Source organism: Fusobacterium sp. (assembly GCF_032477075.1).
GTDB lineage: Bacteria > Fusobacteriota > Fusobacteriia > Fusobacteriales > Fusobacteriaceae > Fusobacterium_A.
Map to the genome: position 1 here is coordinate 1 of NZ_JAWDXO010000052.1, position 11390 is coordinate 11390.

13 protein-coding genes are annotated in these 11390 nt (G+C 29.0%); 6 read left to right on the forward strand and 7 right to left on the reverse strand.

Going from position 1 to position 11390, the window contains the following annotated elements; translation table 11 throughout:
- The 3 genes from E6771_RS14805 to ilvD all read right to left on the reverse strand — a co-directional run.
- Window positions 1-565, reverse strand: a 565-nt coding sequence (locus tag E6771_RS14805) for a dihydrodipicolinate synthase family protein (protein WP_316092113.1), incomplete at its 3' end; no start/stop codon positions are given.
- A 102-nt stretch (window positions 566-667) separates the two neighbouring features.
- A complete protein-coding gene (locus E6771_RS14810) occupies window positions 668-1927 on the reverse strand; it encodes an SLC13 family permease (protein ID WP_316092114.1) in 1260 nt (419 codons plus the stop codon).
- Window positions 1928-1942: 15 nt separating this feature from the next.
- Window positions 1943-3643 (reverse strand): dihydroxy-acid dehydratase, encoded by a 1701-nt coding sequence (ilvD, locus tag E6771_RS14815; RefSeq protein ID WP_316092115.1) that lies wholly within the window; start codon window positions 3641-3643, stop codon window positions 1943-1945.
- Between the two features lie 342 nt (window positions 3644-3985).
- Between ilvD and E6771_RS14820 the strand changes: the two genes are divergently transcribed.
- Genes E6771_RS14820 through E6771_RS14830 form a run of 3 tightly spaced genes read left to right on the forward strand, consistent with a single transcriptional unit; the run spans window position 3986 to window position 6159 of the window.
- Complete coding sequence (locus tag E6771_RS14820) at window positions 3986-4774, forward strand: IclR family transcriptional regulator (RefSeq protein WP_316092116.1); 789 nt, start codon at window positions 3986-3988, stop codon at window positions 4772-4774.
- A gap of 15 nt (window positions 4775-4789) precedes the next feature.
- Window positions 4790-5521 (forward strand): MBL fold metallo-hydrolase, encoded by a 732-nt coding sequence (locus tag E6771_RS14825; protein ID WP_316092117.1) that lies wholly within the window; start codon window positions 4790-4792, stop codon window positions 5519-5521.
- Window positions 5522-5532: 11 nt separating this feature from the next.
- The gene (locus E6771_RS14830; RefSeq protein ID WP_316092118.1) at window positions 5533-6159 is read left to right on the forward strand and encodes a lactate utilization protein; all 627 of its coding nucleotides are present in this window, start codon (window positions 5533-5535) and stop codon (window positions 6157-6159) included.
- 51 nt (window positions 6160-6210) lie between these two features.
- Here E6771_RS14830 and E6771_RS14835 read toward each other — a convergent pair whose 3' ends face one another.
- Complete coding sequence (locus tag E6771_RS14835; protein WP_316092119.1) at window positions 6211-6729, reverse strand: nitroreductase family protein; 519 nt, start codon at window positions 6727-6729, stop codon at window positions 6211-6213.
- Between the two features lie 185 nt (window positions 6730-6914).
- Here E6771_RS14835 and E6771_RS14840 point away from each other — a divergent pair, with 185 nt between their 5' ends.
- Window positions 6915-7262, forward strand: a complete 348-nt coding sequence (locus E6771_RS14840; protein ID WP_316092120.1) for a helix-turn-helix domain-containing protein — start codon at window positions 6915-6917, stop codon at window positions 7260-7262.
- 60 nt (window positions 7263-7322) lie between these two features.
- Here the strand turns inward: E6771_RS14840 and E6771_RS14845 are convergent, their stop codons facing one another.
- On the reverse strand, window positions 7323-8660 hold the full coding sequence (locus E6771_RS14845; protein WP_316092121.1) for a GGDEF domain-containing protein: 1338 nt from the start codon (window positions 8658-8660) through the stop codon (window positions 7323-7325).
- An 876-nt stretch (window positions 8661-9536) separates the two neighbouring features.
- On the opposite strand from E6771_RS14845, the gene E6771_RS14850 reads away from it, so the two are divergent.
- Together E6771_RS14850 and E6771_RS14855 are read left to right on the forward strand one after the other, a co-directional pair.
- Window positions 9537-10364: an MBL fold metallo-hydrolase gene (locus E6771_RS14850; RefSeq protein WP_316092122.1), complete on the forward strand. Its 828-nt coding sequence runs from the start codon at window positions 9537-9539 to the stop codon at window positions 10362-10364.
- 17 nt (window positions 10365-10381) lie between these two features.
- Complete coding sequence (locus tag E6771_RS14855) at window positions 10382-10639, forward strand: DUF3795 domain-containing protein (RefSeq protein ID WP_316092123.1); 258 nt, start codon at window positions 10382-10384, stop codon at window positions 10637-10639.
- A 49-nt stretch (window positions 10640-10688) separates the two neighbouring features.
- Here E6771_RS14855 and E6771_RS14860 read toward each other — a convergent pair whose 3' ends face one another.
- Window positions 10689-11111: a hypothetical protein gene (locus E6771_RS14860; RefSeq protein WP_316092124.1), complete on the reverse strand. Its 423-nt coding sequence runs from the start codon at window positions 11109-11111 to the stop codon at window positions 10689-10691.
- An 89-nt stretch (window positions 11112-11200) separates the two neighbouring features.
- Window positions 11201-11390, reverse strand: a 190-nt coding sequence (locus E6771_RS14865) for a hypothetical protein (protein WP_316091980.1), incomplete at its 5' end; no start/stop codon positions are given.

Consider the following 11390-nt stretch of genomic DNA (forward strand, 5'->3'; position numbering starts at 1 on the left):
ATACTACAAAATCAGGAAATTCTTTCAATACTGTTGTCATAAGTTTTCTAGTATGTCCCATTTCACTTACAGTATCTTTGAATCCTACTATGTTTTTATGTTTTCTAAGAAGATTTAATGTTACTTCTGGAGTTAAATCATGTCCTGTTCTATCTGGGAAATTATATAAATAGATGTCTCCTTTTACAGCTTCTGCTACTTTGTCATAGAAGAATTCTACACTTTCATCAGAAAGGGCAAAGTAGTATGGACTTATTATCATTACAGCATCTGCTCCTGTTTCCAGCGCAAAATTTGAAAGTTCAACTGTATCTTCTACTGTCATACAGCTAGTTCCTATATATACCTTTATTCTTTTATTTACATATTCAACTACCAGTTTAATAAGTTCTTTTTTCTGTTCAGTAGTCATAGAGAAGAATTCCCCTGTACTTCCCATAATTACAAGTCCATCTACTCCACCTTTAATAAGATGATCCCATATATTTTTATTAGCCTGAACATCCAGATTTCCGTTTGCATCAAATGCAGTTACTACTGGAGTCAGAAAATTTGCTTTCTTCATAATTTATTCTCCTTTATATTTTTTTCCTAATAAAGAAGAATGGGATGACATCTTTAGGATAAAATCCTCTCTAAAGCCATCCTTCCTCTTCATTTTATTATTTTATCCTACTAATTTAAAAGCTCCAAATAGAATTGTAGAAAGTCCTACCATTCCTATCCCTACTAAAGATTCCCAAATTATTAATTTTAATCTTTCACTTATTTCCATATTAACACTTCCTGCACTTATGTGGAAGAAACTTCCATGTGGTAATCCATCAAAAACAAAACTTCCTGCATGAATCATTCCACCTACAGCTAATGGTGCTAATCCATATTCCAATATAGTTGGTCCAAAAATTTGTGATCCTAAAGTTGTTCCAGCAGTTGAAGAAGCTGTTGCTGCTCCCATAAGTATTCCTGCTATTGGAGCTAACAGATATGGTGGGAATCCTATTACATTTATTCCTTCTACTATCACATCTTTAAGATTTGAATTTGCTATTATTCCTGCTAATGCTCCTGTTCCTATTAACAATAAAGCAACTCCACTCATTTTTCTCAATCCCACTTCTAAATATTCAATAGTATCCTTTGTCTTTTTCATAGCAATTATTCCACAAATACCTCCTATTGGAAGTGCAATCAGTGGATCAACTACTATACCAGCTATTGGTCTTAAGATAAGTATACAAATTGTTACTATTGGTCCTGCTAATGCTCCCAAGATACTAGGCAAATCCTCTTCATTTTTATTTTCTTCAATTACAGTTACATCAGTTCCTTTATTAGAAAGATATTTAGCTATCATTGCAGTTACAATTATTGCAATTATTGAACAAGGTATTCCTACCATCATAATAGAAGTTAAAGGAACTTTAAAACTATCCGCTGCTGCAATAGCATTTGGATTTGGACTGATTACATTACCAGCCTTTACTCCTCCAATCATAGCTATTAGTATTCCAAGCTTTTTATAGTCTAACTTTTTGGCTATTTGAATAGCTATTGGAGCTACTGTTATAATTGCCACATCTCCAAAAACTCCCACTGCTGTCAATACACATGTTGACAATGTCATAGATAATAATGCATTTCTAGTTCCTAATTTTTTTACTACTACTTCAGCAATTTTAGCTGCTGCTCCTGACTCTGTTAAAGTTCCTGCTAATATCCCAGCAGTAACTATCCTAATAATAGCTGGTGATATATTTTTTACACCAGATATTATATACTCTACTGTTCCTCCAAGTCCGGCTCCACCTATAATTCCTCCAAGGATTGCTCCAATAATCATGGCATATGTTGGTACTATTTTTCTTAAAATCAAAATTATTGAAATAACCAATCCTAATATAGCTCCTAAAGCTGAAACACTCATTTCTTCACCTTCCCCTTATTTTTTATCAATGTTATTATATTTTAGTATAGCACCCTCTGCTCCAGAAGCTGCAAGTTTTGAGTATAAAGCTAAATAACCTTTTGTAAATTTAGGTTTTGGTCTTTCCCAGTTTTTCAATCTTGCTGCTATTTCTTCGTCAGAAACTAAAAGCTTTAAAGATCTATTTTCTACATCTATTTCAATTTTATCTCCATTTTCTACTATTGCTATTGGTCCTCCTTCAGCTGCTTCTGGTGAAATATGACCTACAAAACATCCATTGTTTGTTCCTGAAAATCTACCATCTGTAATAAGAGCTGTTGTTTTTCCTAAACCTCTACCATATAGATACTTCATAGCTTTAAACATTTCTCTCATTCCTGGTCCGCCTTTAGGCCCTTCATATCTTATTACAACTACATGTCCATCTCTTACTTTTCCCTCTAGAATAGCTTCTTCTGCTTCTTCTTCACTGTCAAATACAATCGCTTCACCTATAAAATGATATAAACTTTTATCAAAAGCACCTGGCTTAGTGATTCCTGTATTTGGAGCAAGATTCCCTTTTAATACAGCCACTCCTCCTTGATATCCAAATGGTTCTTCAAAGGTTTTTATAACTTCTTTATTTTCTGGATATAAAGATATTGCACTTTTTATATTTTCTTCCATAGTTTTTGCTGAAACCGTCATAACATTTTTATCTAAAACTGGAAGAAGCTCTCTCATAACTTTATATACCCCTCCAGCTTTATGGAAATCTATCAAGTTATATTTGCTTGATGGATTTATTTTTGCAATATGAGGTGTAATTCTTGATAATTTATCAAATTCTGATAATACATCTATATCAAGTTCAGCTTCATGAGCAATAGCAGTCAAATGCATTACAGCATTTGTACTTCCACTAATAGCCAAACAAAGCTTTATTGCATTTTTAATAGCACCTTCTGTAATAATATCTCTTGCTGTAATATTTTTTTCAACTAATTCTACTATTTTTTTACCAGTTTCTTCAGCAATAGCTAACCTTGCTGCTGAATAAGCAGGTATTGTTCCACCAAATGGTAATGTCATTCCTAAAGCCTCTGAAATACAGCACATTGTATTTGCTGTCCCAAGATATGAGCAAGAACCACAAGTAGGACAAGATAATGTTTCAAGAGTTGTATATTCTTTTTCTGTTATTTTTTTTGCTGTAAGCATTCCATAAGCTTCTGCACTTGATGTTTGATCTGATTCTCTTCCATCAAAGACAATTCCACCTTCCATAGGACCACCAGGAAGAAGAATACAAGGAATATTTAACCTTGCTGCAGCCATAAGCATTCCTGGAACAATTTTATCACAAGAACCTAACAAAACAATAGCATCTAGACGATGTGCTTCTGCAAAAGCTTCTACTGAATCACAAATAATTTCCCTTGAAGGAAGAATATAGTGCATTCCTTTATGTCCTTGAGCCATACCATCACAACAAGCTATTGTTCCAAATTCAACTGGAGTTCCTCCTGCACGATAAATTCCATCTCTTACTCTTTGAGCTACTTGTCTTAAATTAAAATGTCCTGGAACCCCTTCATTCCATGAATTTGCTATTCCAATTATTGGTCTTTCCAAGTCATCAGTGGTATAACCCATTGATTTGAATGTTGCTCTATAATATTGCGTACTCAATCCTTCTAAGATTATTTTACTTCTTTTCCCATTTGACATTTCCATTCCTCCTAAATTAATTATTTTTGTTTTTTTAAACTAACTATCAATTTTATATATTTATAAGTATTTAAAAATTTCACTTTGATTCGTATATACAAACTTAGTTTTTATATGCGAATCGTTACAAAATAATAATAACATCCTTTTATATATAAGTCAATATGTTCTATTAAAAAATTTTTATCATTATTTTCAATCATCATTTTTAAGCATATTTTATAGAAAAAAAATTTACAATTTAATTAATTATACTTTATTTATATGTAGTTCTTGTATGTATATACAAACTGTTTAAAATTTGATATAATCAAATTATTAATATTTAGGAGGTGCCTTTTCATGGCAAAGACTGAACACAGACCTACAGCTCGTGTACTTAATATTCTTGAATTACTGGCTGCTAATCAAGAAGGTTTAACTTTGACAGAGATCGCTGAAGCTATTGATGCACCTAAAAGCAGTATACTGCCTTTAATTCATACTATGGCTCAACGTAAATTTATATTTTTTGATGTACACACTTATAAGTATAGTATAGGTATAGGGTCTTTTTGCGTTGGATCAGCTTATACGAGCAATATGAATGCTCTTCAGTTCATAAAATCTGAAATGAAATATATTGTGAAAAAAACTAATGAAATCTGCCAAATGGGGATATTTGACAGAGGAAAGGTATTATATGTAGCAAAAGTAGATTCTGATGATCCCATCCGTATCATTTCATATGTGGGAAAAAGACTTCCTGCCTATTGTACGGCTTTAGGTAAAGCTCTGCTCTGCCAAAAAAATATCAAAGAATTAAAAGAACTTTACCCTGATGGGTTGAAAAAATATACTTCTAATACTATAACTGACTTTGAAGTACTTGCAGATCAGCTTAAAGAAATAAGACAAACTATGATTGCAACTGAAAATGGAGAAGTAAATGAACAATCTGACTGTATCAGTGTCCCCCTTTTTAAAGAAAATGATATACTTGCTGCTATCAGTGTAAGTGTTCCTTCATTTAGAATGACAGAAGAGAAAACTGAACTTATAAAATCAATGCTTTTAGAAACTAAAACTAAAATTGAGACTTTTTTCCGTGAACATGATATAGACAGTACACAGCTTACTCTTTCTAATTAGTAAAGGAGAATAAATATGGACAGATTAATACCTTTGAATATTAATTTTATTTCAGCAACAGAAAATAATAATTTTATTCATCCTGTTATCATTCAAAGTGATAAAGAAAATATTCTTATAGATTGTGGAACTCCTGATTCTCTTCCTCTTTTAGAAAAAGAAGCTCAAAAAAATAATTTTGATCTTTCAAAACTTACAAAAATAATAATAACACATCATGACCATGACCATATGGGTGCTCTCTATGAAATAAAAGAAAAATATCCTCATATACAAGTAGTTTCTTCTTTGGTAGAAAAGCCATATATTGAAGGAATGAAAAAATCTTTAAGACTGGAGCAGGCTGAAAAAATATATCCAACTCTCTCTGAGAAAGAAAGGTTAAATGCTGACTATTTCCATAATATGCTAAAATCTATAAAACATGTTCCTGTTGATATTACAATAGATGGAAATCATGAATTAGACTGGTGTGGTGGAATAAAAATAATTTCTACTCCTGGACATATGCCTGGTCATATCTCTATTTATTCTAAAAAGTTCAAAACACTTATTACTGGAGATGCTATGATAATAGAAAATGAAAGGCTTTTTTTAGCTAATCCTCAATATACTCTAGATATGGAAGAAGCAATAAATTCTATAAGAAAATTTTTAGAGTATGATATTCAACAGATAGTATGCTATCATGGTGGTACAATTAAAGGAGATATTACTTATAAAATAAAAAAAATTTTAAATAAATAACAGGAGGTATTATGAATATTTCTCAAACTGTACTTAATAATATAATTTCTAATCTTGAAAAAAGAAATATGAAAGGATACTTTGCTGAAGATATACCTCAATTAATTAATTTAATAAAAGAACTGGTTCTTGAAAATTCAGTTATTGGTTGTGGTGACTCAATGACCCTTGAAGAAGCAGGAGTATATAATTTTTTTAGAAATAATAATTTTCTTTTTCTTGATAAATATAAAGAAAATTTAACAAAAGAGGAAAAAAGAGAGATCTATATCAAAAATTTTTCTGCTGATACCTTTATAAGCAGTGCCAATGCAATAACTGAAGATGGCAAAATATTTAATATAGATGGAAATGGAAGTAGGGTTGCTCCTATAATTTATGGGCCTAAACAAGTAATAATAGTAGTTGGAATAAATAAAATAGTCCCTGATTTAGATCATGCTGTACACCGAGCAAGGCAGACTGCTGCACCACTTGATGCTGTACGGCTCAAAAAGAATACTCCTTGTGCAAAACTTGGATACTGCATAGACTGCCATCATTCTGAAAGAATATGCAATTCTTTTGTTACTATTGAAGGACAATTCATAAAAAACAGAATCAAAGTTATTATTGTTGATAAAAATATGGGATTTTAATATAAAAAGAAGCTGACTGAAAAAATATTAAGACAGCTTCCCTTTTTTTATTTAAAATTTCTCATAAAATAGTGTTTCTGAAAGGGGTTTACGAACTTTATCAAATCTTTCAGTATCTGCTTTGTTACCATTCCCATAACCTATAGCCAGAATGTTTACTGGTTCAAGATTTTCTGGAATATTAAATTCTGCTCTTATAACATCAGGTTTAAAGTAACATATCCATACTGTATCCAGTCCAAGCTCTTTAGCTTCTAACATCATATGAGTAGTAACTATACTTGTATCTATATCTACCATATTCTTTCCATCAAAAGGCCTTTTCCATACTTTTTCTCTATCTCCACATACTATTACTACTAATGGAGCTTGATATACATCTGTTCCTTTTTTTAATTTTTCAAGTCCTGTTTCTTCCTGTATAACAAGAAGTCTTTGAGACTGCATATTAGCTGCTGTTGGAGATATTCTTCCTGCTTCCAGTATTTTTTCTAATTTCTCTTTCTCTACCTTTTTATCAGCATAGTCACGACATGCAAATCTCTCTTTAGCAAGTTCTAAAAATCCCATTTTATTCCTCCTTAAGTTTTCAATAAATTTATATAAAAGCTGTGCACAGAAATTTATAATATAGTAATTGCTCTTTCAACTTCCCTATGATATAATCATATCACAAATTTTCTTATTAGCAAGAATGCACTTTTTTGTATTATAGTATCTAAAAAGATACTGTAAATTTTTTAAGGAGGATTATAATGAAAAATAAAATATACAGTTGTCCTATTGAAGCAACTTTAGACTTTATAGGTGGCAAATATAAATCTCTTATACTTTGGCATCTGATAGACAAAACATTGAGATATAGTGAACTTAGAAAACTTATTCCACAAGCTACACCTAAAATGCTGACTCAGCAACTTAGGGAGCTTGAAGAACATGATTTGATTATCAGAACTGTCTATCCTGTAGTTCCTCCTAAAGTAGAATACTCTCTTTCTGACTCTGGAAAAACTATAATTCCTATACTTGATACAATGTGTAATTGGGGAGAAAAGTTTTTACAAAGAAAGCAAATTCCTTCATGCAGCAGCAAAAAAGATTAATTTTTATTACTATCTATATACACATAAAAAAACCAGCTATCTAACTGGTTTTTTATATGATTATTTCATTTGGCCACTCTCTTTATAGTATGTTTTCTTTTCATCATACATAAGTTTATCTGCATAAGCTATCTGTTCATCTATTTTTATTTCTCCTGTATTCCAATGAAATCCAATAGATAAACTTATTTCTTTATCTAAATCTACTGCTGTTCTTAAATACTCTACATTAGTTTTAAATTTTTCCTTCGTTATGTTTTTGCAAAAAACTACAAATTCATCTCCACCTATACGAAAAACATCCTTCTTAAATATATTTATCAATATTTCTGCAATACGTTTCAATATCTTGTCTCCATAAGCATGTCCATAAGTATCATTCATTATCTTTAGTCCATTGAGATCTGCATAGATTATTCCTAAGGTTTCAGGAGGATTTTTTTCTATTCTTTCAAGAGTTTCTATATATTTATTTCTATTTCCTAAACCAGTAAGTATATCCATAAAGCTCATCTCTTCAAGTTTAGCCAAAAGTTTACGTTTATTAATATCATCCATGACAAAAAAGGTAACAGATTTTAACAGAGTTAGATTATTCGTGTTAATTGCTGGATTATCTACACCTAAAAATCCAACTATTTCATTATTTTCCATCAAAGGAGCTACTACTAAACTTTCTATTCCTTGAGCAACTAATACTTCATATTCAATACTTTCTTTTTTTACATTTTTTCCAACAGATGTAATATAGAATTCTCCTTTTTTCTTAAATTCCTCCAGCCAACGCTCTACTGCTTCTAGAGGTATTTTCTGAAGATTTCTTATTTCATTGCTTATACCTTCTCCACACCATTCATAAGTATTGGAAATTGTCTGATTAACATAATTTATTTCAAATATATAAGCACGATCTCCACAATAAAATTCTGCAATTATTTTTAATAACTCATTTATAGCCATTTCAGTATTATTATTTTTCGCTAAAGTCTCAATACACTGCACTAAAGTTTGTTCATTAGAAAGTTCAAACTTTAACCTTTGCTTTTCCATCTCATTTTTAGTGATATTAGTGGCTATTTCCAGACGTAATTTTCTTCCATTTACTTCAATATTTTTATTTTTTATATAAAAATGTTCATTAAGTTTCTTATTATAGTGCATCCATGTGTAAAATTTCTTTTTTTCTAATTTTGAATTTGTACAAAATTCACAAGGCTTCTTCTCACCCTGAAGTAATTCATAGCATTTTTTTCCTTCTAAATCTTCTTGTTTTTTTATATCAAGTAATTTCATTCCAAATCTATTCATATATACCAACTCATATGTAAATGGATCAGATATATAAATAGCATTTTCACTTTCATTTAAAATAATAGTTCTTAATTCATCATAATTCATAATAACATGTATATGATCCTCAAGACCATATTACTCCTTTCATATTTAATAATAAATAATAACGATTAAATAAGTATACATTGTTGAAGCAGATAAAATGGATTTAAGTTATTACAAAAATCTTTAATTCTATATTTTATATATATTTTTTAATTATATTTTGATTTTCTTTATTATAGCATTATTTAATCATATTTTCTATATAAAACTTGTATTTTTATTTTTCAATTAATATCTTTAAAATGAAATTTTAAAAGCGTACACTCAAATATATATTTCATCCATTGTATACAATAGCATATTAAAGTTTTATAAATTAATTCAATTAATATTTCTTTTTTTATCCGTACATCTTTTTACTTTTTTATAAAAAATTACTTTTGTAAAAAATATGTACTATTATTTTTAAATATATTTATTTGTCTTTAATTTTTATCTCATATAAAGCATATTTTTAATATCTTTTCATTAATTGAAATTCTATCTAAAAAAATTATATTATTATACATATACATTTAAAACTTAATTTTTCAGTATTTTTTCAATTTCTTTTTATAAAAAATTGAAATTTCAATGTAATGATATTATTTTAATATCTCTTGTTATTATGGTATAATATATAAAATTATTCAGAGGAAAGTCTTTATAATACTAAAAATTATACTTTAATGACTAATTTTTCAATAAGCTCTTTAAATAATATAGAAAGAGATTTAAATAGTCCATCTATAGGAGAATCCAATAGTAACCAAACATAATTCTCTTCACAGGTACAAGAATTCTAAAAATAATTCCTCTGGAGTTTATTGATTTTCTCTAAAAAAAATCATCTCTCATCATAATGGAACTCTATTCAAATAAAGGCGTGGTGTTAATTTGAAAATAACTACTTTAATAGAAAATGAAGCTGGTGACAACAAAGAATTAAAAAATGAATTTGGCTTATCTCTCTTCATTGAAGATGAAGATATCTCTTTAATTTTTGATACTGGTAAAAGTGGAAATTTTATTTTTAATGCTCAAAAACTCCATATTCCACTGATTGAGATAAAACATGTAGTATTAAGTCACAGTCACTTTGACCATACTGGAGGTATAAGAAAACTTCTAGATAATTTTAATAGTAATTTTACACTTCATATAAGTAAAACATTTTTTGAAGAAAAACATAGAATAACTGGAGTTATCCATGAATTTCTTGGAAATAATTTCAATGAAAAATATGTATTAAGTAAAGGAATAAAAATAAATTACATAGACAGTGATGAATTTAGACTTTCTAAAAATATAACTCTTTTTACAAATTTTAAATCTCTGAATAATTTTGAAGTTCCTGCAAGATATTATTTCAGAAAAATATATGATGATTATATTCTTGATAATATGGATGATGAATTAGTATTGGGAATTGATACAAGTAAAGGTTTATTAATAGTTTGCGGATGCTCTCACATAGGGATAGCTAATATAGTTGAAAATATAAAATGCCGTACTAAAAAGAAAATATATGGAATTATAGGTGGACTTCATTTATCAAAAGCTAGTGATGAAAGAATAGAAAAAGTTCTTCAATATTTTGATGAATGTAATATAGAATTCTTTGGAGTTTCCCACTGTACTGGAGAAAAAGTTACTAAAATACTGAAAGAAAACAAAAAAAACTTTATATACAATAACACTGGAAATATTATCATTATAGATTAATATACAGGGAGGATACTATGATTCAATCAAGATGTGGAATACTTTGTGAAGAATGCCATTATAAAGAAGAAGTAGGATGCAAAGGATGTATTAATATTACTAAACCTTTCTGGGGTGACAGCTGTCCATTAAAATCATGCTGTGAGGAAAAAACTATTGAACACTGTGGACAATGTGATATATTTCCATGTGAACTTCTTGTATCATTTGCGTATGATAAGGAACAAGGGGATGAAGGAAAGCGTATAGAGCAATGTAAATGCTGGCAAATTTAATTTTATATATTTAAAAAGCAGTTAAGTCAATCGACCTAACTGCTCTTTTTTATTTTTTATTTTCTTCTGGTTCTTCTATTTTTACATATTCTTTTAAAATATCATTTATTTTATATTTTTCTACCAGTTCATTTATTACTTTTACTTTTTCCTCTCCAAGTTTTTGATTAAATAAAGCTTGCTGAAGTTGTGGATATACTTCCACTGTATTTTTATCCTTTAATAATTCAGCATTATTCTTATAAACTTCTAAAAGCTCATAATCAAATATTTGAACTGTCTTTTGTGCTATTGAGTTTAAATAAAACTCCATTTCCATATTAATTTTCATTTCTTCAAGATATTTTTTCTCTTCCTCAGTATATTCTTTAGTTTTCATCTCATTAAGAACAGCTTTTCTTACTAATAATTGAGCTATTCCATCTTTATTTTCTCCTAAAATTTCTAATTCTTCTTTTGTTAATTTTATCATTTTTCCTCCAAAATTATACATTTACTCTAAATTTCAGAAAGATGAGAGTAGATTTTCAAATCTATCCACTCTCATTTTCTTTTTTAACTTTAGAATCTGTACATTAAATTTACTCCATATCTTGTTGCATCTACACTTCCTTCTTGTCTTGTCACTTCAAATCCTATGCTATGTCCTGACCTTGTCTCATATCTTAGCTCTGCTCCTATTTTTATGATGTCCTTCACTTTCTTTGGCTTCTCCAATTTATAATACCCTGCATCTGTATTCTTTATCTTC

What these genes read in the sequence shown, in the direction of transcription:
- E6771_RS14810 (WP_316092114.1), bottom strand. Translation starts at nt 1,927, where the DNA reads ATGAGTGTTTCAGCTTTAGGAGCTATATTAGGATTGGTTATTTCAATA.
- ilvD (WP_316092115.1), bottom strand. Translation starts at nt 3,643, where the DNA reads ATGTCAAATGGGAAAAGAAGTAAAATAATCTTAGAAGGATTGAGTACG.
- E6771_RS14820 (WP_316092116.1), top strand. Translation starts at nt 3,986, where the DNA reads ATGGCAAAGACTGAACACAGACCTACAGCTCGTGTACTTAATATTCTT.
- E6771_RS14825 (WP_316092117.1), top strand. Translation starts at nt 4,790, where the DNA reads ATGGACAGATTAATACCTTTGAATATTAATTTTATTTCAGCAACAGAA.
- E6771_RS14830 (WP_316092118.1), top strand. Translation starts at nt 5,533, where the DNA reads ATGAATATTTCTCAAACTGTACTTAATAATATAATTTCTAATCTTGAA.
- E6771_RS14835 (WP_316092119.1), bottom strand. Translation starts at nt 6,729, where the DNA reads ATGGGATTTTTAGAACTTGCTAAAGAGAGATTTGCATGTCGTGACTAT.
- E6771_RS14840 (WP_316092120.1), top strand. Translation starts at nt 6,915, where the DNA reads ATGAAAAATAAAATATACAGTTGTCCTATTGAAGCAACTTTAGACTTT.
- E6771_RS14845 (WP_316092121.1), bottom strand. Translation starts at nt 8,660, where the DNA reads ATGAATTATGATGAATTAAGAACTATTATTTTAAATGAAAGTGAAAAT.
- E6771_RS14855 (WP_316092123.1), top strand. Translation starts at nt 10,382, where the DNA reads ATGATTCAATCAAGATGTGGAATACTTTGTGAAGAATGCCATTATAAA.
- E6771_RS14860 (WP_316092124.1), bottom strand. Translation starts at nt 11,111, where the DNA reads ATGATAAAATTAACAAAAGAAGAATTAGAAATTTTAGGAGAAAATAAA.